The organism is Streptomyces sp. NPDC023723 (assembly GCF_040639815.1).
Lineage (GTDB): Bacteria > Actinomycetota > Actinomycetes > Streptomycetales > Streptomycetaceae > Streptomyces.
Window position 1 is genome coordinate 347,812 of sequence record NZ_JBFAAP010000001.1, and the last position, 23,991, is coordinate 371,802.

A 23,991-nucleotide genomic window follows, 5' to 3' on the forward strand; every position below is an offset into this window, starting at 1 on the left:
CACCACCCGTACGTACGGGGAGGGGACGCCTCGTACGTACGGTCCCGGCGGACCTGTCCCGGCTGCCACCGCCTCGCGGTCAGCGCAGCCAGGGCAGGTCCGCGCCCGCTGTGGCGGGCTGGAGTCCCTCGGCGACGATCCGCATGATCTCGCCGAGGGACTCCTGCTGTTGTGGGGTGAGCCGGTCGAACACGGCCTGCCGGACGGCGGCCACATGTCCCGGCGCGGTCCGGGCCAGCACCGCGTACCCCTCGTCGGTGAGCACCGCGAACTGGCCCCGCTTGTCGGACGGGCAGTCCTCCCGGCGCACCCAGCCGTTCTTCTCCAGGCGGGCGACCGCGTGCGAGAGCCGGGACCGGGTGATCTTGGCGTGCCGGGCCAGCTCCGTCATCCGCAGCCGCCGCCGGGGCGACTCACCCAGCTTGACCAGCAGCCCGTAGTACATGTGCGGCATCCCCGCGTCCCGCTGGAGCTGGCGGTCGAGATGGTCCTCCAGGAGGGTCGCCGCCTCGATGTAAGAACGCCAGACGAGCTGCTCGCCGGGGGAGAGCCAGCGCGGCTCGGCGGCGGCCGGTGCGGGGGTGGGTGCCGTGTTCATGGTTCCACTGTAAGAGGCCCCTCCTTGAATCTTAAACAAGTAAGTCATAGCCTTCTTTCCCGAAGAGCTTGATAGTTCAAGTTGCTGGAGAGTTTTGAGCTCGACCGCTCCCTTCGCTTCAGCAGACGAGGAGCCGCCGTCATGACCGCCGCCGCCCCGGAGCGCATGCCCGCCCTCTACCTCAGCCACGGCGCCCCGCCGCTCGCCGACGACCCCCTCTGGCCCGGCGAACTGGCCGCCTGGTCCGCCGCCCTGCCGCGCCCCACCGCGATCCTCGTCGTCTCCGCCCACTGGGAGGAGGCCCCGCTCGCCCTCGGCGCGGTCGAGACCGTCCCCCTGGTCTACGACTTCTGGGGCTTCCCCGAGCACTACTACCAGGTGCGGTACGAGGCTCCGGGCGCCCCCGCGCTCGCCGCGTCCGTCCGCAAGCTGCTGCGCGCCCCCGGCACCCCGGTCCAGGACGTCCCGGACCGGGGTCTGGACCACGGCGCGTACGTCCCGCTGGTCGAGATGTACCCGGACGCCGACCTGCCCGTCCTCCAGGTCTCCATGCCGACCCTCGACCCGGTCCGGCTGATGGAGATCGGGCGCCGGCTGGCGCCGCTGCGCGACGAGGGCGTGCTGATCGTCGGCTCCGGCTTCTTCACCCACAACCTGGCCGCCCTGCGGCAGGACTCCACCCCCGCCTGGTCCGCCGAGTTCGACGACTGGGGGAGGCGCGCGCTGGACGCCGGGGACGTGGACGCGCTGCTCGACTTCGGGCACAAGTCCCCGGCGGGCCGGCTCGCCCACCCGCGCACCGAGCACTTCGCCCCGCTGTTCGTCACGCTGGGCGCGGCGGACGCGGCCGGCGAGCTGGGCAGCCAGCGGTCGGTGATCGACGGGTTCTGGCTGGGGCTGGCGAAGCGGTCGGTGCAGTTCGGCTGACCGGGGCAGGGGGAGGGGTCGGGGCTGGGGCTGGGGGCTGGGGACGGGGACGGCAGGGGCAGGGGCCGGAGTGAGACCGGGGCCGGCTGCGGGGCTGTGCCGCACCGGCTGAACGGCCCGGCCCGGCTACCGGCCGCGCCGGCTTCGCGGACCGGCTACAGCTGCTTCTCGTACCAGGCCACGTCCCAGTACCGCCCGAACTTGCGGCCCACCTCCCGGTACGTGCCGACGGGCCGGAAGCCGAACCGCTCGTGCAGCCGGGCCGACGCCTCGTTGGGCTGCGCGACACCCGCGTAGGCGCGGTGCACGTCCTCGTCGGCCAGGGCCGCGAAGAGGGCTCGGTAGAGCAGGGTGCCGATGCCCCGGCGGCCGGCCCCCGGCGCCACGTACACCGTGGTCTCCACCGAGGTCGCGTACGCCGGCTTGGGGCGGAAGGCGCTGGAGGTGGCGTACCCCAGAATCCGCTGTGAACCGTCGCCGGTGGCAACCATCAGGCGGTGCGGTCCGTCTTCAGGGTGGGAGAGCAGCCACGGGCGGCGCTCCTCGGGAGTGAAAATCCGGGTGTCGAAGGTGATGGCCGTCTCACTCACATAGTGGTTGTAGAGCTCGGTGAGGGCCTTGAGGTCCCCCTCGACTCCCGGCCTGACCTGGACATCCGCGCCTTCCGGCTGCATTCCGCCTCCTCGTGTGGCGGCACAGGGTACTGCATGATCAGAAAAATCGGGGGACGGGGTGGGAATTCTGTCCGGATTCCAGTCGTTGTTTCCATCGGATGCAGGGCACCCGAGCAGAGTCCGGAACCATGACCGAGCCGGCCGGGGAGGGCGCCCCTAGTCCACAGAACCACCCGCTGACCCCACCATCGCAAAGGGAGCACGCATGGCAACCCGTGCCGTCGCCCGTCGTAAGTCCGCCAACGGCGAGACGAGCGACGCGGCAACCAGCGTCCGCGCAGGCGGTGGCGAGCTCGCCGACCGCGATCTGGTCGGCATGTACCTCGACGAGATCGCGCGTACACCGCTGCTCGACGCCGCCAAGGAGGTCGAGCTGTCCCAGACCATCGAAGCGGGTGTGTTCGCGCGACAGGTCCTCGAAGGGTATGAGGACACCGAGGCGGATGCCAGTCGTGAGGAGCTCCAGGCCCTGGTCGACGAGAGCGAGCGGGCGAAGGACGTCTTCATCCGGTCCAACCTCCGCCTGGTCGTCGCCGTCGCCCGCCGCTACCCGCGCAGCGGCCTGCCGCTCCTCGACCTGATCCAGGAGGGCAACGCCGGCCTGGTCCGCGCGGTCGAGAAGTTCGACTACCGCAAGGGCTTCAAGTTCTCCACGTATGCCACGTGGTGGATCCGCCAGGCCATCACCCGCTCGATCGCCGACCAGTCCCGCACCATCCGGCTCCCCGTCCACCTGGTGGAGGAGCTGGGCCGGATCCGCCGGGTGCAGCGCGAGTTCAACCGCGAGCACGGCCGCGAGCCGGAGCACGCCGAGATCGCCAAGGAGCTGGGCTCCACCCCCGAGCGCGTCACCGACGTGCTCGACTGGGCCCGCGACCCGGTCTCGCTGAACATGCCGGTGGACGACGAGGGCGAGACCCAGTTCGGCGACCTGCTGGAGGACTCCTCCGCCGTGTCGCCCGAGCAGTCCGTGATGACCCTGCTGCGCAGCGAGGAACTGGACGACCTGATCGGCCGCCTCGACCCGCGCACGGCCTCCATCATCAAGATGCGGTACGGCATCGAGGACGGCCGGGAGCGTACGCTGACCGAGGTCGGCAAGGAGCACGGGCTGACGCGGGAGCGGATCCGGCAGATCGAGAAGCACGCGCTGCTGGAGCTGAAGAAGCTGGCCCGTGACACCGGCTTCGAAGCGGCCGCGTAAACCCGGCGTACGCCCGGTGGTGCGGGGCCGCGTGAAGGCGGCGAAGATGACTGTGTAACGCTGCTTCAAACGGCAGGGTCCTGGGAACAAGCATTCAGGGCCCACCAGTTCGAGTCCATCAGTACGAGCAGTTCGGGCTCATTGGTCCAGACCGACGACCCAGGTCCGTCGGTCGCTCCAACGGGCCGCTTACCGAGACCACGTCCCGCCGCACTCCCCCCGGCGCCGGGACGTCCCCAGCCGGGCTCGGCGCTCTCCCCCCGGGCGTCGGGTCCGGCTCTTCGCTGTCCGGACACACCGGGAGGGCGGGGCACCCCGAACCTGAACCCCGGGGTGGCCCGCCAGATGGCAGATTGTGCCACAGGGGCATACATTGCCGAAGTGAGCAGCACGACCCCTGAGCCCAGCCGGCCCGCCGCGTCCGTTCCAGCGTCCGTTTCCGCCTCTGTGTCCGGCTCTGGTGGGGCGTCCGGCTCCGCCGCCCGGTCGCTGACCGAGCGGCGCAAGGCCGAGACCCGGTTGGAGATCGCCCAGGCCGCCGCCCGGCTCTTCGTACGGCAGGGGCTGCGGGCCACCCGGGCCGAGGACATCGCCCAGGCCGCCGGGGTCGCCCCGCGCACCTTCTACCGCTACTTCGCGACCAAGGAGGAGGCCGTCGCGCCCCTCTACGCGGCCGGCGCCCGGCTCTGGGCGGAGGCGATCCGGGACGCCCCCGCCGAGCTGTCCCCGCGGCAGGCCCTCGAACACGCGACCCGGCTCACCCTGGCCCCCGGCGGCGAGGTGTCGGCCGCCACCTGGGAGTGGACGCGCGCGCTGATCCGGCTGGCCGAGAGCAGTCCGGCGCTGCGCAAGGTGTGGGCGGAGGTGTGCCACCTGGCGGAACGGCCCCTCGCCGAGGTGCTGGCGACCCGGGTCGCGCAGGGTGACGACAACGTTGCCGCGCGCCTGGCGGCCTCGCCCCGGCTGAGCTTCGCCGCCGCGGTGGCGGGCGCGGCGGTCCGGGTGGCCGTGGAGCAGTGGGCCGCCGACGACCAGCCGGGAAACGCCGGCCGCAGCCCTCTCGAACCGGCCCTGCGCAATCTGGCGGCGCTGGGGGACTTTCCCTGGGGGACGCTCGCGGAGGAGACAGGCTGAGGGGTGGCGTGAGTGCCGTGCCGTGCCTTGCTGGACGGGACGGGGAGGGTCGGTGCGGGCGCCTTGCTGGGTGGGGATGGCCGGTGCGGGCGCCTTGCTGGGCGGGGAGGGTCGGCGCGAGTGTCTCGCTGGGCGGGAGGGGCGGCCGCCAGGGGGGTGCCCGTCACTCACCCCCCGCCGCCCGCCCGAGCCGCGCCCCCATCCCCCGTACGCACTCCACCAGTTCCGCCGGCTCGTCCACCCGGAAGTCGATGCCGAGCAGGGCCAGCCGTACCGCCAGCCACTCCACCGGGTCCGTCACGGTGGCCCGCAGGACGCACGAGGCGCCGCCGTCCGTGACCTCGGGCCGGTCCAGCCACCCCGGCAGCCGAGGTGCGACGGCGGCCACCGGTGCGGCGAAGGTGACCTGGACCTCGTAGGCGTCGCCGCGCCGGTGCATGGAGCGGCGCAGGAATTCGGCCGCGTCGCCGGTCGGCAGTTCGCGCGGGGTGAAGCGGGCGCCGGTCGGGAAGGGTTCGCCGACCCGGTCGACCCGGAAGGTCCGCCAGTCGGCGCGGTCCAGGTCGAAGGCGACGAGATACCAGCGCCGGCCGGTCGAGACGAGCCGGTACGGCTCGGTCAGGCGCCGGGTGGCGGTGCCGTCGGCGGCGCGGTAGGCGAACCGGAGCCGCTCCCGGCCGGCCACCGCCGAGGCCATCGCGGTCAGCGTCTCGGGCGCGATGGTCGGACCGTCCCCGCTGGTCAGCGGTGTGGTCGCGGCCTGGAGGGTGGTGACCCGGTGACGCAGCCGGGACGGCAGCACCTGCTCCAGCTTGGCCAGCGCGCGCACCGACGCCTCCTCCACGCCCGCGACCGCGTGCCCGGCACCGGCCCGCAGCCCGACCGCGATCGCCACGGCCTCCTCGTCGTCCAGCACCAGCGGCGGCATCGCCTTGCCCGCGACCAGCCGGTACCCGCCGTCCGAGCCCATCGTCGCCCGCACCGGATAGCCGATCTCCCGCAGCCGCTCGACGTCCCGCCGGACCGTGCGCCGCGACACCCCGAGCCGCTCGGCGAGTTCGCCGCCGGGCCACTCACGGGGCGTCTGGAGCAGGGAGAGGAGCGCGAGCAGCCGGGCCGGAGTGTCCGTGGTCATGAGGGGGAGGATGCCGCACGGCTAGGACACGAACTGACCTATTGACCGATCTGCTGACCCATTCCCCTGGCCAGCCATGCCCGTTTGCGCCCGTACATGCCCGATCCTGTTTACTTTCCGGGCCACCGGACATAGCCTCCCCCGAAACCACACGCTCGGGCACGGTCGGAGGCAGACGCACATGTACGCACCGGAGCGGCAGCAGGAGATCCTCCGGCTGGCCCGGGACGGCGGCCGGGTGGATGTGGTGTCGCTGGCCGAGGAGTTCCAGGTGACGGCGGAGACCATCCGCCGCGACCTCAAGACCCTGGACCGCGCCGGACTGCTCCGCCGCGTGCACGGCGGCGCCCTCCCCGCCGGCCGCCTCGACTTCGAACCCGACCTCGCCGAACGCGAGTCCACCGCCGCCGACGAGAAGGACCGCATCGCGCGGGCCGCCCTCGCCGAACTGCCGGCCGACGGCACGGTGATCCTGGACGCCGGTTCCACGGTGGCCCGGCTGGCCGCCGCCGTCCCGCCCGGGGCGACGCTCACCGTCGTCACCCACAGCTTGCCCACCGCCGCCCGTCTCGCCGACCACCCCGGCATCCAGCTCCACCTGGTCGGCGGCCGGGTCCGGCACCGCACCCGGGCCGCCGTCGACGCCTGGGCGCTGCGCGCGTACGGCGAGATCCGCGCCGACGCCGCCTTCGTGGCCGCCAACGGCTTCTCCGCCGCGCACGGCCTGACCACCCCCGACCTCGCCGAGGCCGCCGTCAAACGGGCCGCCGTCGCCGCCGCCCGCCGCGTGGTGCTGCTCGCCGACTCCACCAAGCACGGGCAGGAGCACTTCGCCCGGTTCGGCGCGCTGGCCGACGTGGACCTGCTGATCACCGACAGCGGGCTGAGCCCGGACGACGCCGCCGCCATCGAGCAGGGCGGCCCGGAAGTGGTACGCGCATGATCCTCACCGTCACCCCCAACCCGTCCCTGGACCGCACCTACGAGGTCCCCTCCCTCGACCGGGGCGAAGTGGTCCGCGCCACCGGCGAACGCGTCGACCCCGGCGGCAAGGGCGTCAACGTCTCCCGGGCGACCGCCGCCGCCGGCCGCCGCACGGTCGCCGTACTGCCGCTCGGCGGGGCGCCGGGTGCGCTCGTCGCCGACCTGCTCCACGCGCAGGGCATCGAGGTCGCGGCGGTACCGGTCGCCGGGGCCACCCGCTCCAACATCGCCCTCGCCGAGGCGGCCGGCGTCCTCACGAAGATCAACGCCCCCGGCCCCGAACTGTCGGCCGCCGAACAAGAACTCCTCCTGGAGACCGTACGCTCGCGGTCCCGCGACGCCGACTGGATCGCCTGCTGCGGCAGCCTGCCGCGCGGCCTCGCCCCCTCCTGGTACGCCGAACTGGTCGCCCGCGCGCACACCGCCGGCGTCCGGATCGCCCTGGACACCTCCGGACCCGCGCTGCTGCGGGCGCTGCCCGAGCGGCCCGACGTGGTCAAGCCCAACGCCGGGGAACTTGCCGAGGCCGTCGGCCGGCCGCTGGCCACCGTCGGGGACGCGGTGCGGGCGGCCGGGGAACTGCGGGGCCGCGGCGCCCGGACCGTGCTGGCCAGCCTCGGCGCCGACGGCCAACTGCTGGTGTCCGACGCCGGCACCTGGTTCGGCACCGCCCGGGTGGCCGCCGTACGCAGCAACGTCGGGGCCGGGGACGCCTCGCTCGCCGGGTTCCTGATCGCCGGTGGCGCCGGGCCCGACGCCCTCGCCTCAGCCCTCGCGCACGGCGCGGCCGCCGTCGGCCTGCCCGGCAGCGTGATGCCCACCCCGGCCGACCTGGACCCGGGTGCCGTCAGGGTCACGGCAGAGGTGCCGGTGGACCGCCCCTTGCAGGAAACGGTGTCATGACCCCGCGAAGGAGCCCGCGATGAGTGGACCGAGTGAGCCGAGCGATGTGTCAGGTGACCCGAGTGAGCCGAGTGATCTGGCGCGTGGCCTGAGTGAGCCGAGTGATCTGGCACGTGGCCTGAGTGAGCCGAGCGACTCGAGTGACTTGATCACCGAGGAACTGGTCGATCTAGATCTCCGTGCCGACACCAAGGAAGCCGCGGCCCGCGCCCTCGCCGGGCGGATGGCGGCGCTGGGCCGGGTGACCGACCTGGACGGCTTCCTCGCCGACGTGGCCGCCCGCGAGGCACAACTGCCGACCGGCCTGGACGGCGGCATCGGCATCCCGCACTGCCGCAGCGCGCACGTAACCGGGCCGACGCTCGCCTTCGGACGCAGTACGGCGGGAATCGACTTCGGCGCGGCGGACGGCCCGGCCGACCTGATCTTCCTGATCGCCGCGCCGGCGGGCGCCGACGACGCGCACCTCACGATCCTCTCCGCACTGGCCCGGCAGCTGACCAACGCCGAGTTCACGACCGCGCTGCGGGCGGCGACGGACCCGGGGGAGGCGGTGGCGCTGGTCCGGGGGGAGGAGAGGGCTTCCGGGACCAGTAGGGCTTCCGGGGTCACTGGGGCTTCCGGGGTCACTGGGGCCGGCGTGAGCGAGGAGACGGCCGAACCCGCCCAGGCCACCGGCGCCGGCGCCGCCCCCTTCCGTATCGTCGCCGTCACCTCCTGCCCCACCGGCATCGCCCACACCTACATGGCGGCCGAGGCCCTGGAGAACGCGGCCCGCGCCGCCGGGGACGTCGAACTCGTCGTCGAGACCCAGGGATCGGCCGGCTTCACCCGCCTGGACCCCGCGCTGATCGACGCGGCGGACGGCGTGCTCCTCGCCCATGACGTGGCTGTGCGCGACAAGGCCCGGTTCGCCGGGAAGCCCACCGTCGACACCGGGGTCAAGGCGGCCGTCAACCGCCCCGGCGAGCTGATCGCCGAGGTCCGCGCGAAGGCCGCGCGCGGCGAGGTCACCGCGGGCACCACCCCCGTCGAACGTACCGGCGGCCACGACGAGGGCTACGGCTCCAAGCTCCGCAAGTGGCTGATGTCCGGCGTCAGTTACATGGTCCCGTTCGTCGCGGCCGGCGGTCTGCTCATCGCCCTCGGCTTCGCGATCGGCGGCTACGAGATCAACAAGGCCCCCTCGGTCATGGACCACTTCCAGTGGACCCAGACCGACAGCTGGGCAGCGCTGCTGTTCCAGATCGGCGGCGTGGCCTTCGGCTTCCTCGTCCCCGTACTCGCCGGGTACATCGCCTACGGCATGGCCGACCGCCCCGGCCTGGTCCCCGGCTTCGTCGGCGGTTCCGTCGCGCTGAGCATCGACGCCGGTTTCCTCGGCGGACTGGCGGCCGGACTGCTCTCCGGCGCGGTGGTGCTGGCCGTCCAGCGGATACGGATCCCCGCCCCGCTGCGCGGCATCATGCCGGTGGTGGTGATCCCGCTGATCTCCTCGGCGGTCATCGGGTTCCTGATGTTCGTGGTGATCGGCAAGCCGATCGCCTCGGCGCAGCGGGCGATGACCGACTGGCTCGGCGGACTGTCCGGCACCAACGCCGTGCTGCTCGGCGCCCTGCTCGGCCTGATGATGTGCTTCGACCTGGGCGGTCCCGTCAACAAGGTCGCCTACACCTTCGCCACCGCCGGCATCGCGGTCGCCGACCCCAGCGACTCCGCGATGAGGATCATGGCGGCGGTGATGGCGGCCGGCATGGTCCCGCCGCTGGCGATGGCGCTGGCGACGACCGTGCGCGGCAGGCTGTTCGACGCCACCGAACGGGAGAACGGCAAGGCCGCCTGGGTGCTGGGCGCGTCCTTCATCTCCGAGGGCGCGATACCGTTCGCCGCCGCCGACCCGCTGCGGGTCATCCCGGCCTCGATGGCGGGCGGCGCGCTCACCGGCGCGCTGTCGATGACCTTCGACGCCACTCTGCGCGCCCCGCACGGCGGGGTCTTCGTGGTCCCGCTGATCGGCAGCCCGCTGCTGTACCTGGTCGCCGTCGCGGCGGGCGTCTCGGTCACCACGGCCCTGGTGGTGCTGCTGAAAGGCCTGCGCACCCGGGCGCCGGGGGCACGGACGGCCGGGGAACCGCGGGACACCTCGTCGGCGAAGGAAACGAAGGAGACGAAGGAGACGAAGACGGTGACGGCGTAGAAGCCCGGACCGGAGGCCGCCCAGGCACCGCACCACCGGCCGTGTCAGGACAGCCGCACCGGCCGTGTCAGGACAGCCGGGCCGCCCGCCGCTCCATCGCCCGCCGGGCGGCGTCCTCGCTGACGTACACCTCGCACATGTGCCGCCCGTCGGGCGTCGCCGTGTGCTCGACCTCCCAGAGGGAGACCTGCTCGCCGCCCCGGAGCAGGAACGCGTGCTCGTACAGCGAGAAGGGCAGTCCGGCCCGGCCCGCGCGGCCGGGGCGGCCGAACGCCTGCGTGATCTGGTGCGCGAACGCCGTGGTCAGCCGCTCGGCGGTGTCCGCGCCGGGCCGGTCCGCGTTCTCCGCGCGACGCAGCAGCCGGCGCGCGTGGTCCGCCGAACCGTCGGGCAGATAGCCGAGCTGCGCGACGGGCACGGAGAACAGCTCGGCCAGCTCCACCTGGACCGCCACCGGCAGCTCGAAGTCCGGCGGGTCCAACGAGTCGGACAGACCCGGCGCGTTCAGCGGGTCCGGCGCGTTCAACGGATCCAGCGGGTCCTGCGGGTCCGGGGCGTCCGGGGGCAGCGGGAGCCGGGCGGTGGCGGCGCGCAGCTCCTCGTCGTCGACGTAGACCTCGTGCTCCGCCTCGCCGCCCGGGGTGGTGTTGTGCACCAGCTCCCAGAGAGTCAGCGCGGAGCCGTCGACGAGCAGCCAGGTGTGCCGGTACGTCTCGCGGTGCAGCCCCGCGCTGTGGTGCGCGGAGTGCAGCGAGGCGTCGTGCGCCAGCGCGCAGTCCAGCGCGCTGAGCGTGTCGTCGGGCAGTTCGAACGAGTTCAGGGCACGCCCGAGCAGTCGCGCGAGGTGCTCCTGAGGAGACTCGGGCGACTCGGATGGTTCGTACGCTGCGGTCTCGTACGGAACGCTCAAGGTTTCTCCCGGCGTTGCTGCATGTCACCTTGTGGGTGCATACGGTAGCCCCTCGGTCGGACATCATGTCCGGGAACCGAGAAAACGTACGCATGAAAAACACGCGGCCCGCGCGAAAAGTTCCCGCGCGGAGCCGCGTGTGCTCAAAATCTGCTGTTCAGGCGGTACTTGGCTGGGTCAGACGGCGCTTCCTGCGGTCCACTCGCTCCAGGCCATGTTCCAGCCGTTGAGCCCGTTGTCCGGCGCGACCGTCTTGTCCGCCGAGTTCTTGACGATCACGACGTCGCCGACGAGGGAACTGTCGTAGAACCACGCCGCGTCGGTGTCGCCCTGCGCGCCCTGGACGTCGGCCATGCCCACGCAGCCGTGACTGGTGCCCTGGCTGCCGAAGGGCGGATTGCTCTTGCTGTACCAGTAGTTGCCGTGCACGAAGGTGCCCGACGTGGTCAGCCGCATGGCGTGCGGCACGTCCGGGATGTCGTACTCGCCGCCCAGCCCGACCGTCTGGCTGTTCATCCGGGTCTGCTCGAACTTCTCGGAGATCACCATCTGCCCGTTGTACGTGGTGTGCTCCGGGCTGCCCGCCGAGATCGGGACCGTCTTGACGGTGCTGCCGTCGCGCACCACCGTCATGGTCTGGGTGGCCGCGTCGACCGTGGAGACCTGGGAGCGGCCGACGGTGAAGGTGACCGTCTTCTGCTGCACCCCGTAGACGCCGTCGGCGCCCTCGACCCCGTCCAGGTCGATCTTCGTCGTCACCTTCGAGCCGGACTTCCAGTACTCCTCGGGCCGGAAGTCGAGCCGCTGCCCGTTGAACCAGTGCCCGACCACCTTCTGCCCGCTGCTGGAGGTGACCTTGATGTGCGACTGCACGGCCTTCTTGTCGGTGATCGCCTTGTCGAACGTGAACGACACCGGCATCCCCACGCCGACCGTCGCCCCGCCGTCCGGCGTGTACGTCCCGATGAAGCTGTCGTCCGCGGAGACGGTGGTGAAGGTCGAGTCGGCGGAGAGCTTCTGGCCGTCGTCCGTCTTCGCCGCCGCCGTGATCCGGTACTTCGTGCCGCGCTCCAACTGCTCCTTCGGCTTCCAGCTCGCCCCGTCCCCGGCCAGACTCCCCGGCACCTCCGTGTCCGACCCCACCACGGTCATGCGTACGGCGGTCAGCGTGCCGTCGCCGACCTCGACCTCGGTGTTGTTGATCGACGCGCCGGTCGAGCCGTCCTTCGCCGAGATGGCGATCTCGGCGGCCGCCGCCTTGGCGTCGGCGCCGATGTCGGCGCTGGCGTTGCCGCCGCAGGCGGTGAGGGCGAGAGCGCCGACCATCAGGACGGCACTGACCCCCAGTGCGCGCCGCCGCGTTGCTATGTCCGGCGTTGTCACGGGCTGCTCCAGGTTGGTGTGAAGTATGCGATCCGTTCGGGTACGTGGGAGAGGAGCGCTCCCGGGGCGATGGGGTTCCCGCCGTTCCCGACAGAGGCCGCCGCGTGACAGAACCGCGACAAAGCGACGGGGGCGGGGCGTCGGCCCCGGGTCGCCAGCCCCCGGGCCTCCGGCTTCCAATTTCCCGGCTTCCTGGCTAGCGGCTTACTGGAAACCGCACTTGCCCATCCGGAACGACGTTCCGTATATTCGACCGCATCCGGAACGTCATTCCGTTTAGGTTCGGGGCGTGGCACCAGGCCGCGTCGCACGACGCCCCGTGCGCCGACCGCCTGCCCCGGCCGCCAACCCTGGAGCACACCGCATGCACTATCGCACCCTCGGCCGTACCGGCATCAAGGTCAGCCCCTACGCGCTCGGCGCGATGATGTTCGGCGCCATCGGCAACCCGGACCACGAGGACTCGGTCCGGATCATCCACAAGGCGCTGGACGCCGGCATCAATTTCGTCGACACCTCCGACGTCTACGCGCACGGCGAGTCCGAGGAGATCCTTGGCAAGGCACTGAAGGGGCGGCGCGCCGACGTCGTCGTGGCCACCAAGCTCGGCCTGCCGATGGGCGACGACCCCAACCGGCGGGGCAACTCCCGGCGCTGGATCACGACCGCCGTCGAGAACTCGCTCCGCCGCCTGGGGACCGACCACATCGACCTGTACCAGATCCACCGCCCGGACCCCGACACCGACGTCGAGGAGACCCTCTCCGCGCTGACCGACCTGATCCGCGACGGCAAGGTCCGCGCCATCGGCTCCTCCACGATGCCCGCTTCCGACATCGTCGAGGCCCAGTGGGTGGCCGAGCGGCGCGGCCTGGCACGCTTCCGCACCGAACAGCCGACCTACTCGATCCTCAACCGCGGCATCGAGCGGGAGGTGCTCCCCGTCACCCAGCGCTTCGGAATGGGCACGCTGGTGTGGAGCCCGCTCGCCCAAGGCATGCTCACCGGGCGGATCCGCAAGGGCCGGCAGACCGACCTGCGCCGCGCCGCCTACTTCAAGCACCTCAGCGACGAGCGACGCCTCGACGCCGTCGAGCAACTGATCCCGCTGGCCGCGGAGTCGGGCCTGCCGCTGACCCACCTCGCGATGGCGTTCGCGATCGCCCATCCCGGCGTGACCAGCGCCATCATCGGACCGCGCACCATGGAGCAGCTCGACGACCTGCTGGCCGGCGCCGACGTCACGCTCACGGACGAGATCCTGGACCGGATCGACGAGATCGTCCCGCCCGGCAGCGACGTCGGCACCCTCGACATGGCCTACGCGCCCCCCGGCCTCCAGCGCCACCTCCGCCGCCGACCCCTCGACGAACGCACCGCCGCCTGACGGTGGCCCGGGTGGCCCGGTCCCGCACCTGCCGATCCCGTACAAGCCCGCTCCGTCGCCGGGGCCGCCCCCCCCGGGCCCCCTCCCCTCCCCCCCGGCCCCCTCCCACCCGCCCCCCTCCCTTCCCGTCCCGCCCCCGTCGCCCCTCATACAGCCCCCGAATACAGCCCCCGATACGAAGGCCAGGTCCCGCCCGCCCCGGTCACCGAGGTGGCCGCGTGTGCCGCTCGGACGATGGCGCGTGTCACCGTGTCCGCGCCGGCTGCCAGCAGTTCGTTCAGGGCCAGCGGCTGGGCGGCGTCCAGCGGACGGTCTCCGGTCGCCATGGCGAACACCGTGTCCCCGTCGTTGAGCAGATGCGCGGGGCGTACCGCTCGGGCGATGCCGTCGTGCCCGGTGCCGGCCAGTTTCTGGGCCTGTGCCTTGGACAGGCCGGCGTCGGTGGCGACGACGGCGAGCGTCGTGTTCAGCGGCGGCAGCGTGTTCGTCCGCGCGACCTCGGCCAGCCGGCGCCGGGCCGCCTCGCGCACCTCCGCCGCCGGATACGCCACGTCGTTGCCCAGCATCAACTCCCCGTACAACACCCCCCGTTCCGCGTTCAGCGCCGATCCCGCCGCGTTGGCCACCACCAGCGCCGCCACCGTGTACCCCGAGTCCAGGACGGTGCTCGCGGTCCCCACCCCGCCCTTCAGCAGCCCGAGTGCGGCTCCCGTACCGGCTCCCACGCACCCTTCGGCCACGGCAGCCCCCGGCGCGCTCGCGTCGGCCGCCTCGACCGCCGCCCGGCCGGTCGCCGCGTCCGGCCGGGCCCGGAAGTCGCCGCCGCGCCCCAGGTCGAAGACACAGGCGGCCGGCACGACCGGCACCACGTGCGTGGGGCCCGGACCGACGCGCACCCCCCGGCCCCGTTCCTCCAGCCAGGCCATCACGCCCGACGCCGCGTCCAGGCCGTAGGCGCTGCCGCCGGTCAGGACGACGGCCTCCACCCGCTGCACCACGTTGCGCGGATCGAGCGCGTCGGTCTCCTTGGTGCCGGGTCCGCCACCGCGCACGTCCACCGCGGCGACCGCACCGCTCTGCGGCGCCAGCACGACCGTCGTCCCCGTGAGCCACCCGTCGCCGATCCGTGTCGCGTGCCCCACCCGCAGACCGGCGACGTCCGTCAATGCGTCAACTGTCATGACGCCAGTGTGGTCCGGCGCGGGCGCCGTACCCTGGAGACATGAGCACCGCCCCCGACCCCGAGCCGCGCGCGCCGAAGCCGGCGCTGATCTTCGACGATCCGCTGGACCAGCAGTCCGCGGACGACACCGACCGCGGCTGGGGCGAGCGGCCGGGCGACAAGGACGCCGCGGCCGATCTGAAGCGTTTCCTCGACGAGAAGCCGCCGCACCACCTGTGAGCGCCGCGCCGTCCTACCGCTGGTCGTGCCCCGACCCGCGCTGCGCGATCAGCGCGTCCCGGATCTCCTTGAGCACCTCCAGCTCGGTCACCTCGATGACCTCCTGAGTGCCCTCCTTGGCCCTGCGGCGGGCCTCCTGCCGGGCCAGGTACTTCGACATGGGCAGGACCATCAGGAAGTAGACGACGGCCGCGGTGATCACGAAGGTGAGGGTGGCGCCGAGCACGGAGCCCCACAGGATCGGGATGCCGCTGGTGACCGTGCCGTCGTCCGCCACCTTGCAGGGGGCCTTGAGGCACGAGCTGTAGTGCTCCAGGCTCTTGGTGCCGAATGCTCCGACGAGCGGGTTGATGACCCCCTTCACCACCGAGTTCACGATGTTGGTGAAGGCGGCGCCGATGACGACCGCCACGGCCAGGTCGATGACGTTCCCGCGCATCAGGAAGGCCTTGAAGCCCTGCCAGACACTCGGCTTCTTCTCGCTCACCTCGGGCGCACTCCTCGCATGAACAGCTTGTGGAACAAAACGCTCCGCAACCTACGTCAGCGTCTGTCCACCCTGTCCAATCGGGCCACCCGAACGAGGGACTTGACGGAGTCGGTGATGTCGAACTCAACGGTGATGTCGAGTTCGACCGGGGTGTCGAGTTCAACCGTGGTGCCGAACCCAACCGTGGTGTCGAACTCAGCACAGGGTCACCGCCAGTCGGGACCCGGCGCCCGCGCCGACCAGCCGGGCCGCCGTGTCGCGCGGCACCGAGAGCACCACCAGCGCACCGCCCGCCCCGCCGCCACCGTCCGTACCGTCGGAGTCCAGGGCGGCCGGCACGCTCTGCGGCACCTCCGTCACCCGCGCACCCCGGGCGACCACAGTGGCCCCGCCCGCGGTCCCGCCCGCCACCACGTCGACCCGGTCGCCGGGCCGCAGCAGCCGTACCGTCGCCGCGTCGGCGATCCGCACCGGCGCCGACACCAGCCGGGGCACGGCACGCTGCGGTGCCCGTCCGCTCACCGGATGCCCGCGCGCCCGCCGGTCGTCCCGGTCGGCGTCGGCGCCCGGGTGCGGGCCCGCCGCCACCAGGGCCGCGGCGGTGACGGCCAGCCCGGCGGCCACGGCGCGCCGCCGATGCCGCAGCAGCCGGCGCAGTTGGTGCCGCCCGCCGCGCACCCGTACCGGCGCGAAGTGCGGCACCTCACAGGTGGGCGGCGCGTCCGTACCCGGCGGACGGTGAGCGAAGGGAGAAGAGGATGGGCTGTCGGACACGGTGACCACCACCTGTGACGAGGGACCGGCTTGCGCCCACCACGATGAGGCTTCGCGCTTCCGCCCGCCGGGCCCCGTGGACTACCGACGGGTTGTGGAAAACCCGCTCACCCGAAGGAGGCGTTCCACTCCCGACTCCCGAACCCCCAGAACGCGCCAGCACGTCACGGCAGCGCGATCCCCGGATCCATCCCGCCCAGCGCCCGCTCGCACCCGCAGTCCCGCTCCCCGGCGGCCGGCAGCGCGGCCACCGTGTCGAACAGGACACCCCGCAGCCGGTCCACGTTGGCGGCGAACACCCGCAGCACCTCGTCGTGCGACACGCCCTCGCCGCTCTCGGCGCCCGCGTCGAGGTCGGTGACGAGGGTCAGCGAGGTGTAGCAGAGCTCCAGCTCACGGGCGAGCGCCGCCTCCGGATGACCGGTCATGCCCACCACCGACCAGCCCTGCGCCCGGTGCCACAGCGATTCGGCGCGGGTCCCGAAGCGCGGCCCCTCGACCACGACGAGGGTGCCGCCGTCCACCGGCTCCCAGTCCTGTCCGCGGGCCGCTTTCAGCGCGGCGGCGCGTCCGGTGGGGCAGTACGGGTCGGCCAGCGACACGTGCACCACGTTCGGCACGGTGCCGTCGGGCAGCGGCAGTCCGTCGAAGTAGGTGGAGGGCCGGGACCTGGTGCGGTCGACGAACTGGTCGGGCACCAGCAGCGTCCCGGGTCCGTACTCGGGGCGCAGTCCGCCCACCGCCGAGGGGCCGAGGACCTGGCGCACGCCCACCGAGCGCAGCGCCCACAGGTTGGCGCGGTAGTTGATCCGGTGCGGCGGCAGATGGTGGCCGCGGCCGTGCCGGGGAAGGAAGGCGACCCGCCGGCCGGCGACCTCGCCGACGAAGAGGGAGTCGCTGGGCGGCCCGTAGGGGGTGTCCACCCGGACCTCGGTCACGTCGTCGAGGAACGAGTAGAAACCGGAGCCGCCGATCACACCGATCTCGGCATGCGCCTCGGGTGCCGGGTGTGCGTCGTGCGCCGTGTTCGCCATGGACCGCACCCTAACCGCCCCCGACAACGCCGAGGACCCCGCCGTCGGACGACGGCGAGGTCCTGCGGGGCATGGGTCCTCAGGCGGCGGAGCTGCTGCTGGAGGAGGTGCTCGAGCCCGACGACTTGGAGTCGGAGGACGACGAGGACGACGGCTTCGCGTCCGACGACGAGGACGTCGACTTCGCGGACGCCGCCGGGGAACTGCTGGACGACGAGCCGCGGCTGTCGTTGCGGTAGAAGCCGGAGCCCTTGAAGACGATGCCGACGGCCGAGAACACCTTCTTCAGGCGGCCACCGCAATTGGGGCACTCGGTAAGAGCGTCGTCGGTGAACTTCTGCACCGCCTCGAGGCCCTCGCCGCACTCGGTGCACTGGTACTGGTACGTCGGCACTGTCTTCCTCCTGGCACTCTCACTCGATGAGTGCTAACGACGGTCCATAGTGACGTATTCCCGGGGATCAGTCCACTGCGGCGGGCTCGCGGTGACCCACGCCACGTGCCACGGTCCGCCCGTGCGGCGGCACCGACAGCCGGGAGCGCAGCGCCAGGAGGGTCACCAGGGCGAGCACCGTGCCGCCCATCGGCACCAGGAATCCGGCGCCCGCCCAGGCTTTGTCCTCCAGCTGTCCGGCGACCGTGACGGCGGCCGCCTGGCCGAGCGCGACGGCGCCGGTCAGCCAGGTGAACGCCTCGGTGCGGGCGCCGGCCGGGACCAGCGACTCGACGAGGGTGTAGCCGGTGATCAGGGTGGGCGCGATGCACATGCCGACCAGCAGGCCGAGGCCCGCCAGGAGCGGCACCGACTGCGCGGCCCACAGGCCGGACGCGGTCAGGGCCAGCGCGGTGTAGCCGACGAGGAGGCGGCGCCGCGGCGCCGTCTGCCAGGCGATCGCGCCGCAGACGACACCGGAGAGCATGTTGCCCGCGGCGAACGTGCCGTACAGGGCGCCGTTCAGACCGGGCTCGCCGATCGACTCGGTGAACGCGGCCAGCGCGACCTGCATGCCGCCGAAGACCGAACCGATGCCCAGGAAGGCCACGGCCAGGATCCGCACCCCGGGGACGCGCAGCGCCGGAACGTGCCGCACGCGCGCGTGCCCGTCGCCCCGCCCGGCGCCGTCCGTCCCGCCGGCGCCGTCCGTCTCGCCCGGGCCGTCCGGGCCGACGGACGGCTGGGTGCGTTTCTGCGCGGCGAAGAGCAGGCCGCCCAGCAGGGTCAGCGCGGCCTCCGTGATCAGGCCGGCGGCCGGGTGCAGGGCCGTGCACAGGGCGGTGGCCAGCAGCGGGCCGACGACGAAGGTCAGTTCGTCGGTGACGGACTCGAAGGCGGCCGCGGTGGGCAGCAGCGGCGAGTCCTTGAGCCGTACCGCCCAGCGGGCGCGGACCATGGGGCCGATCTGCGGCACCGAGGCGCCGGTGGGCACCGCCGCCGCGAACAGGGCCCACAGGGGCGCGTCCGCGAGGGCCAGCACCGTCAGGACCAGGCCCGAGGCGACGTGCACCAGGACGCCGGGCACCAGCACGGCGCGCTGCCCGTGCCGGTCGGCGAGCCGGCCGCTGTAAGGGGCGAACAGCGCCATGGAGACACCGGTGACGGCCGCGGCGGCGCCCGCCGCCCCGTAGGAGCCGGTGGTGTGCTGGACGAGGAGGACGATGGAGATCGTCAGCATCGCGAAGGGCTGGCGGGCGGCGAAGCCGGGGACCAGGAAGGTCCAGGCGCCGCGGGTGCGCAGCAGTTGCCCGTAACCCGGGCGTCCCTTGGGCTCCGCCGACGGGGTGACCGTGGGTGCCACGGTCCGTGCCTTTCTGCCGCCTGGTGGCGCGGTTCCCCGGTAAGGGGGTGGGGCGCCGAGAGCTGTCCTCTTGCGCGGACTGCGGTAGATACCGGAGCCGTCGAACAGGTGCAGCCCGGCCGCCATACGGTCGCGCCAGCTCTGCGTCAGGCAGAGTTGGTTCGATCAGGTGACCGGCCCATTGTATACAGCGACGTGCGCACCGGGCCCCCCGAACGGAACCCGCACCAGCCCCGGAGCGAAACCCGCACCTAGCCCCGGAACAGAACCCGCACCTAGCCCCGGAACAGAACCCGCACCAGCCCCGGAGCGGAACCCACACCCAGCCCCGGAACGGAAACCCGGCGGAAACACACCTAACCCCGGCCCCGGCCCCGGCCCCGCGAGCCCGCCCCCGCCCCCTCACCCCGCCCCCACGTCCTCCCCGTCGGTGCCCAGCCAGCCGGCCAGCTTGCCGCCGCGGTCCACCGCGCGGAGCCGCTTCTCGGCGGCGTCCCGGACCGGGTCGGTGGCGACGACGAGGAGTTCGTCGCCGAGCCGCAGCACCGTGGAGGGCAGCGGCACGAAGGAGGTGCCGTCGCGGACGACGAGGGTGACCGCGGCCCCGGCCGGCAGCCGCAGCTCGGCCACCTCGACGCCGCTCATCCTCGACCCCTCGGGGATCGCGACGGAGAGCAGGTGGCCGCGCAGCCGCTCCAGGGGCGCCGACTCGATGCCGAGGTCGGCCGCCCCGGAACCGCCGCCCAGCCGCAGCTTGCGGGCCAGCCACGGCAGCGTCGGCCCCTGGACGAGGGTGTAGACGACGACCAGGACGAAGACGATGTTGAAGATCCGCTGGCTGCCGTCGACGCCCTGCACCATGGGGATGGTGGCGAGCACGATGGGCACCGCGCCGCGCAGTCCCGCCCAGGACATCAGGGTCTGCTCCTGCCACGGCACCCGGAACGGCAGCAGGCACAGCACGACGCTCAGCGGCCGGGCCACCATGGTGAGCACCAGGCCGATGACGAGGGCGGGCAGGATGTCGTCGCCCAGTTCGTGCGGGGTGACCAGCAGGCCGAGCAGGACGAACATGCCGATCTGCGCGATCCAGCCGAGCCCGTCGGCGAAGCCGCGGGTGGCCGGCCAGTGCGGCAGCTTGGCGTTGCCCATCACCATGGCGGCCAGGTAGACGGCGAGGAAGCCGCTGCCGTGCGCCATGGCGCCGGCCGCGTAGGCGGTGACGGCGATCGCCATGACGGCGATCGGGTAGAGGCCGGAGGCGGGCAGCGCGACGTGCCTGAGCCCCCAGGAGCCCAGCCAGCCCACCGCGAGCCCGATGGCCGCGCCGATGGCCAGCTCCAGGAAGATCTCGCCGACCAGCACGTACCAGTGCTCCATGGGGCCGGCCGTGGAGAAGGCGACCACCAGGATGACCACGGGGGCGTCGTTGAAGCCGGACTCGGCCTCCAGGGTGCCGGTTATCCGGGACGGCAGCGGGATGCGGCGCAGTACCGAGAAGACGGCCGCGGCGTCGGTGGAGGACACCACCGCCCCGATGATCAGGGCCTGCCGCCACTCCAGCCCGGTCAGGTAGTGGGCGCCCGCCGCGGTGACGCCGACGCTCACCGCGACGCCGGCCAGGGCCAGCGCGGAGGCGGCCGGCAGGGCGGGCCGCACTTCCTTCCACTTGGTGCCCAGGCCGCCCTCGGCCAGGATCACCACCAGGGCGGCGTATCCGATGACCTGGGTCAGTTCGGCGTTGTCGAACTTGACGTCGCCGATGCCGTCCTGGCCCATGGCGATACCGATGGCCAGGTAGACGAGCAGGCTGGGCAGCCCGCTGCGTGAGGAGATCCGGACCGCCGCGACGGCGATGAGCAGCACGAGCGAGCAGACGAGCAGGAGCTGGTTGAGGTGGTGGACAGTCAGGGGCCGTTCCTTCCGGCATATGACGAACGGGACAAGTACTTCGTTACCTTACCTAACTCTTGACGTTTTCTTGACGCTCGCCTTGGCATGATCGAACGTCCGTCCGTGCCGGTTCCCGACTCCGCGTCAAGGGCGGCCAGGCCCTGCGCCTATGGTTGCTCCAGCGTTCAGTCAGTCGGAAGCGCAAAAGACAGCGCACGCAGTAGACAGCGCGCGCAGTAGACAGCGCACGCAGCAGAAGAAAAGCAGCGCAGCAGAAAGCACAGCCCGCCCCTGCCGCTCGTGTTAGGACAGCAAGGACAGCGATGCCCCCCACCAACACCGCCTCTTCGGGCCACCGGCCCGCCAAGTCCGCGAGGAAGAAGGGGCGCAGAGCCAGACTGATGGTCCTCGTGCTGGTGCTGGCCGTCATCGGCGGCCTCGCCTACGGGGCGTACTGGTCCATCAGCACCGTCCGCGCCTCCTTCCCGCAGACCAAGGGATCGATCACGCTGGACGGCCTGTCGGGGCCGGTCGACGTCAAGCGCGACTCGTACGGCATCCCGCAGATCTACGCCTCCTCCGACACGGACCTGTTCATGGCGCAGGGCTACGTCCAGGCGCAGGACCGGTTCTACGAGATGGACGTGCGCCGGCACATGACCTCGGGGCGCCTGTCCGAGATGTTCGGCAAGGGGCAGGTCGACAACGACGAGTTCCTGCGCACGCTGGGCTGGGACCGGGTGGCGCAGAAGGAGTACGACGAGACGCTCTCCGACTCCACCAAGCAGTACCTCCAGGCGTACGCCAAGGGGGTCAACGCCTACCTGAAGGGCAAGGACGGCGCGGACATCTCGCTGGAGTACGCCGCCCTGGGCTTCACCAACGACTACACGCCCGAGGAGTGGACCCCGGTCGACTCCATCGCGTGGCTCAAGGCGATGGCCTGGGACCTGCGCGGCAACATGCAGGACGAGATCGACCGCGCCCTGATGACCAGCCGGCTCGGCCCGGAGCAGATCGCCGACCTGTACCCGGACTACCCCTACGACCGCAACAAGGCGATCGTCCAGGAAGGCCAGTACAACGAGCTGACCGGCACCTTCGAGGGCGGCGACAGCGCTACCGGCGACAGTTCCGGCACGTCCGGCACGACCGTCTCCGACTCGGCCGGCACCTCCGGCTCCACCGTGCTGCAGAGCCAGCTCTCCGGCCTCCAGGACGTCCTGGACGACCTGCCCACCGCCGTCGGCGTGAACGGTGACGGCATCGGCTCCAACTCCTGGGTGGTCGCCGGCGAGCACACCATCACCGGCAAGCCGCTGCTGGCCAACGACCCGCACCTGTCGCCGTCGCTGCCCTCGGTCTGGTACCAGATGGGCCTGCACTGCCGCAGCGTCTCGGCCAAGTGCCAGTACGACGTCACCGGCTACACCTTCGCGGGCATGCCCGGCGTGATAATCGGACACAACCAGGAGATCGCCTGGGGTCTGACCAACTCCGGCGTCGACGTCAGCGACCTCTACCTGGAGAAGATCACCGGCGACGGTTACCAGTACGACGGCAAGGTGGTCCCCTTCGAGACCCGCGAGGAGACCATCAAGGTCGCCGGCGGCAAGTCGAAGAAGATCGTCGTCCGGGAGACCAACAACGGGCCGCTGCTCTCCGACCGCGACGACGAACTGGTCAAGGTCGGCAAGAAGGCCGGCGTCGAGGCCGCCGCCCCCGACCGCGGCGACGGCTACGGCGTCGCGCTGCGCTGGACCGCCCTGGAGGCCGGCACCTCCATGGACGCCGTCTTCGAGATCGACCGCGCGGGCGACTGGAACGAGTTCCGCGCGGCGGCGGCCAAGTTCGACGTGCCCTCGCAGAACCTGGTCTACGCCGACACCGACGGCAACATCGGCTACACGCTGCCCGGCCAGATCCCAATCCGCGCGGACGGCCACGACGGCTCGCTGCCGGCGCCCGGCTGGGACCCCGACTACCGCTGGACCGGCAAGTACATCGCGGACGACGAACTGCCCTACGAGTACAACCCGGAGCGCGGCTACATCGTCACCGCCAACCAGGCCGTCGTCGACGAGGACAAGTACCCGTACACCCTCACCACCGACTGGGGCTACGGGACCCGCAGCCAGCGGATCACCTCCCTGATCGAGCAGAAGATCAAGGACGGCGGCAAGGTCTCCACCGACGACATGCGCCAGATGCAGCTGGACAACAGCAGCGAGATCGCCAAACTGCTGGTGCCCTACCTGCTGAAGATCGACGTCGACGACCCGGACGTCCGCGAGGCGCAGAAGCTCCTTGAGGGCTGGGACTACACCCAGGACGCCGACTCGGCCGCCGCCGCGTACTTCAACGCCACCTGGCGCAACATCGTCAAACTGGCCTTCGGCAACAAGCTGCCCAAGGAGCTGCGGGTCAAGGGCCAGTGCCTGTGGGTCGACCCGGTCAACACCACCGGGCCCGCCGACGAGACGCAGAAGGTCCGCGAGTGCGGCCAGCGCGAGGCCGACCAGGCCCAGCCGGACGGCGGCGACCGCTGGTTCGAGGTGGTCCGCACGCTGCTCAAGGACACCGACAGCGACTGGTGGACGACGCCCGCGAACGGCACCCGCAAGGGCGCCGAGAACAACCGCGACGACCTGTTCAAGCGGGCCATGGTCGACGCCCGCTGGGAGCTGACCGCCAAGCTCGGCAAGGACATCGACACCTGGAGCTGGGGCCGGCTGCACCGGCTGTTCCTGAAGAACCAGACGCTCGGCACCGAGGGCCCCAGCTTCCTGAAGTACGCCCTCAACCGCGGCCCCTGGGAGCTGAGCGGCGGCGAGGCGGCCGTCAACGCCACCGGGTGGAACGCGGCCGGCGGGTACGGCGTGCTCTGGGTGCCGTCCATGCGGATGGTGGTCAACCTCGACGACCTCGACAAGTCGCGGTGGATCAACCTCTCCGGCGCCTCCGGGCACGCCTTCAGCGCCCACTACACCGACCAGACCGACAAGTGGGCCGAGGGCGAACTGCTGCCCTGGTCGTTCACCGACGCGGCGGTCGACAAGAGCACGAGCGACACCCTGGTGCTCAAGCCGTAGCGGCACACCTTCAGGGAGGATCACCACCGACCAGCCCAGGACCGACAGCGGCACGGACACCGCTGCTACTCCTG

General features: G+C 72.1%; 21 protein-coding genes. 9 read left to right on the forward strand and 12 right to left on the reverse strand.

The window, feature by feature from the left end; all coding sequences use genetic code 11:
* Window positions 1-79 precede the first annotated feature (79 nt).
* Window positions 80-598 (reverse strand): MarR family transcriptional regulator, encoded by a 519-nt coding sequence (locus AB0G32_RS01700; RefSeq protein ID WP_361156639.1) that lies wholly within the window; start codon window positions 596-598, stop codon window positions 80-82.
* A gap of 141 nt (window positions 599-739) precedes the next feature.
* On the opposite strand from AB0G32_RS01700, the gene AB0G32_RS01705 reads away from it, so the two are divergent.
* Window positions 740-1,525, forward strand: coding sequence for a class III extradiol ring-cleavage dioxygenase (locus AB0G32_RS01705; RefSeq protein WP_361156641.1), 786 nt, complete (start codon window positions 740-742; stop codon window positions 1,523-1,525).
* Between the two features lie 155 nt (window positions 1,526-1,680).
* Here the strand turns inward: AB0G32_RS01705 and AB0G32_RS01710 are convergent, their stop codons facing one another.
* Entirely contained in the window at window positions 1,681-2,199 is a 519-nt protein-coding gene (locus AB0G32_RS01710; protein WP_361156643.1) for an N-acetyltransferase family protein, read from the reverse strand.
* 205 nt (window positions 2,200-2,404) lie between these two features.
* Here AB0G32_RS01710 and AB0G32_RS01715 point away from each other — a divergent pair, with 205 nt between their 5' ends.
* Together AB0G32_RS01715 and AB0G32_RS01720 are read left to right on the forward strand one after the other, a co-directional pair.
* Complete coding sequence (locus AB0G32_RS01715; RefSeq protein WP_361156646.1) at window positions 2,405-3,403, forward strand: sigma-70 family RNA polymerase sigma factor; 999 nt, start codon at window positions 2,405-2,407, stop codon at window positions 3,401-3,403.
* Window positions 3,404-3,850: 447 nt separating this feature from the next.
* Window positions 3,851-4,537, forward strand: a complete 687-nt coding sequence (locus tag AB0G32_RS01720) for a TetR family transcriptional regulator (RefSeq protein WP_361156648.1) — start codon at window positions 3,851-3,853, stop codon at window positions 4,535-4,537.
* Between the two features lie 163 nt (window positions 4,538-4,700).
* Here the strand turns inward: AB0G32_RS01720 and AB0G32_RS01725 are convergent, their stop codons facing one another.
* On the reverse strand, window positions 4,701-5,672 hold the full coding sequence (locus AB0G32_RS01725) for a YafY family protein (protein ID WP_361156651.1): 972 nt from the start codon (window positions 5,670-5,672) through the stop codon (window positions 4,701-4,703).
* Window positions 5,673-5,853: 181 nt separating this feature from the next.
* On the opposite strand from AB0G32_RS01725, the gene AB0G32_RS01730 reads away from it, so the two are divergent.
* The 3 genes from AB0G32_RS01730 to AB0G32_RS01740 all read left to right on the forward strand — a co-directional run bounded on the left by AB0G32_RS01730 (window position 5,854) and on the right by AB0G32_RS01740 (window position 9,756).
* On the forward strand, window positions 5,854-6,615 hold the full coding sequence (locus AB0G32_RS01730; protein ID WP_361156653.1) for a DeoR/GlpR family DNA-binding transcription regulator: 762 nt from the start codon (window positions 5,854-5,856) through the stop codon (window positions 6,613-6,615).
* Window positions 6,612-7,559 (forward strand): 1-phosphofructokinase, encoded by a 948-nt coding sequence (gene pfkB / locus AB0G32_RS01735; protein ID WP_361156655.1) that lies wholly within the window; start codon window positions 6,612-6,614, stop codon window positions 7,557-7,559. Before AB0G32_RS01730 ends, pfkB begins: the two co-directional genes overlap by 4 nt.
* A 145-nt stretch (window positions 7,560-7,704) precedes the next feature.
* Entirely contained in the window at window positions 7,705-9,756 is a 2,052-nt protein-coding gene (locus AB0G32_RS01740; RefSeq protein WP_361156657.1) for a fructose-specific PTS transporter subunit EIIC, read from the forward strand.
* A gap of 67 nt (window positions 9,757-9,823) precedes the next feature.
* Here the strand turns inward: AB0G32_RS01740 and AB0G32_RS01745 are convergent, their stop codons facing one another.
* Together AB0G32_RS01745 and AB0G32_RS01750 are read right to left on the reverse strand one after the other, a co-directional pair.
* A complete protein-coding gene (locus AB0G32_RS01745) occupies window positions 9,824-10,666 on the reverse strand; it encodes a DUF6227 family protein (protein WP_361156659.1) in 843 nt (280 codons plus the stop codon).
* A 177-nt stretch (window positions 10,667-10,843) separates the two neighbouring features.
* Entirely contained in the window at window positions 10,844-12,049 is a 1,206-nt protein-coding gene (locus AB0G32_RS01750) for an Ig-like domain-containing protein (protein WP_361156662.1), read from the reverse strand.
* Between the two features lie 364 nt (window positions 12,050-12,413).
* Between AB0G32_RS01750 and AB0G32_RS01755 the strand changes: the two genes are divergently transcribed.
* On the forward strand, window positions 12,414-13,436 hold the full coding sequence (locus AB0G32_RS01755) for an aldo/keto reductase (protein WP_361156664.1): 1,023 nt from the start codon (window positions 12,414-12,416) through the stop codon (window positions 13,434-13,436).
* A gap of 146 nt (window positions 13,437-13,582) precedes the next feature.
* On the opposite strand, the gene AB0G32_RS01760 is transcribed toward AB0G32_RS01755, so the two are convergent.
* Entirely contained in the window at window positions 13,583-14,617 is a 1,035-nt protein-coding gene (locus tag AB0G32_RS01760) for a P1 family peptidase (protein ID WP_361156667.1), read from the reverse strand.
* Window positions 14,618-14,658: 41 nt separating this feature from the next.
* On the opposite strand from AB0G32_RS01760, the gene AB0G32_RS01765 reads away from it, so the two are divergent.
* Window positions 14,659-14,838 (forward strand): hypothetical protein, encoded by a 180-nt coding sequence (locus AB0G32_RS01765; RefSeq protein WP_361156669.1) that lies wholly within the window; start codon window positions 14,659-14,661, stop codon window positions 14,836-14,838.
* 13 nt (window positions 14,839-14,851) lie between these two features.
* On the opposite strand, the gene AB0G32_RS01770 is transcribed toward AB0G32_RS01765, so the two are convergent.
* The 6 genes from AB0G32_RS01770 to AB0G32_RS01795 form a co-directional block, all read right to left on the reverse strand.
* Complete coding sequence (locus AB0G32_RS01770) at window positions 14,852-15,325, reverse strand: MscL family protein (RefSeq protein ID WP_361156672.1); 474 nt, start codon at window positions 15,323-15,325, stop codon at window positions 14,852-14,854.
* Window positions 15,326-15,523: 198 nt separating this feature from the next.
* The gene (locus AB0G32_RS01775) at window positions 15,524-16,102 is read right to left on the reverse strand and encodes a hypothetical protein (protein WP_361156674.1); all 579 of its coding nucleotides are present in this window, start codon (window positions 16,100-16,102) and stop codon (window positions 15,524-15,526) included.
* A gap of 164 nt (window positions 16,103-16,266) precedes the next feature.
* Complete coding sequence (locus AB0G32_RS01780; protein WP_361156677.1) at window positions 16,267-17,136, reverse strand: S-methyl-5'-thioadenosine phosphorylase; 870 nt, start codon at window positions 17,134-17,136, stop codon at window positions 16,267-16,269.
* A gap of 79 nt (window positions 17,137-17,215) precedes the next feature.
* Window positions 17,216-17,530 (reverse strand): FmdB family zinc ribbon protein, encoded by a 315-nt coding sequence (locus tag AB0G32_RS01785; protein WP_361156680.1) that lies wholly within the window; start codon window positions 17,528-17,530, stop codon window positions 17,216-17,218.
* A gap of 67 nt (window positions 17,531-17,597) precedes the next feature.
* Window positions 17,598-18,932 carry an MFS transporter gene (locus tag AB0G32_RS01790; RefSeq protein WP_361156683.1) on the reverse strand — a complete coding sequence of 445 codons (1,335 nt, stop codon included), beginning with the start codon at window positions 18,930-18,932 and terminating at the stop codon, window positions 17,598-17,600.
* Window positions 18,933-19,334: 402 nt separating this feature from the next.
* Window positions 19,335-20,864, reverse strand: a complete 1,530-nt coding sequence (locus AB0G32_RS01795) for a potassium/proton antiporter (protein WP_361157148.1) — start codon at window positions 20,862-20,864, stop codon at window positions 19,335-19,337.
* Between the two features lie 284 nt (window positions 20,865-21,148).
* Between AB0G32_RS01795 and AB0G32_RS01800 the strand changes: the two genes are divergently transcribed.
* Window positions 21,149-23,917: a penicillin acylase family protein gene (locus AB0G32_RS01800; RefSeq protein ID WP_361156685.1), complete on the forward strand. Its 2,769-nt coding sequence runs from the start codon at window positions 21,149-21,151 to the stop codon at window positions 23,915-23,917.
* The last annotated feature ends 74 nt before the right edge of the window (window positions 23,918-23,991 follow it).

Excerpts from the sequence above, each read along its gene's own strand:
- AB0G32_RS01700 (WP_361156639.1), bottom strand. The coding sequence starts at position 598 with ATGAACACGGCACCCACCCCCGCACCGGCCGCCGCCGAGCCGCGCTGG.
- AB0G32_RS01705 (WP_361156641.1), top strand. The coding sequence starts at position 740 with ATGACCGCCGCCGCCCCGGAGCGCATGCCCGCCCTCTACCTCAGCCAC.
- AB0G32_RS01710 (WP_361156643.1), bottom strand. The coding sequence starts at position 2,199 with ATGCAGCCGGAAGGCGCGGATGTCCAGGTCAGGCCGGGAGTCGAGGGG.
- AB0G32_RS01715 (WP_361156646.1), top strand. The coding sequence starts at position 2,405 with ATGGCAACCCGTGCCGTCGCCCGTCGTAAGTCCGCCAACGGCGAGACG.
- AB0G32_RS01725 (WP_361156651.1), bottom strand. The coding sequence starts at position 5,672 with ATGACCACGGACACTCCGGCCCGGCTGCTCGCGCTCCTCTCCCTGCTC.
- AB0G32_RS01730 (WP_361156653.1), top strand. The coding sequence starts at position 5,854 with ATGTACGCACCGGAGCGGCAGCAGGAGATCCTCCGGCTGGCCCGGGAC.
- pfkB (WP_361156655.1), top strand. The coding sequence starts at position 6,612 with ATGATCCTCACCGTCACCCCCAACCCGTCCCTGGACCGCACCTACGAG.
- AB0G32_RS01755 (WP_361156664.1), top strand. The coding sequence starts at position 12,414 with ATGCACTATCGCACCCTCGGCCGTACCGGCATCAAGGTCAGCCCCTAC.
- AB0G32_RS01760 (WP_361156667.1), bottom strand. The coding sequence starts at position 14,617 with ATGACAGTTGACGCATTGACGGACGTCGCCGGTCTGCGGGTGGGGCAC.
- AB0G32_RS01765 (WP_361156669.1), top strand. The coding sequence starts at position 14,659 with ATGAGCACCGCCCCCGACCCCGAGCCGCGCGCGCCGAAGCCGGCGCTG.
- AB0G32_RS01780 (WP_361156677.1), bottom strand. The coding sequence starts at position 17,136 with ATGGCGAACACGGCGCACGACGCACACCCGGCACCCGAGGCGCATGCC.
- AB0G32_RS01800 (WP_361156685.1), top strand. The coding sequence starts at position 21,149 with ATGCCCCCCACCAACACCGCCTCTTCGGGCCACCGGCCCGCCAAGTCC.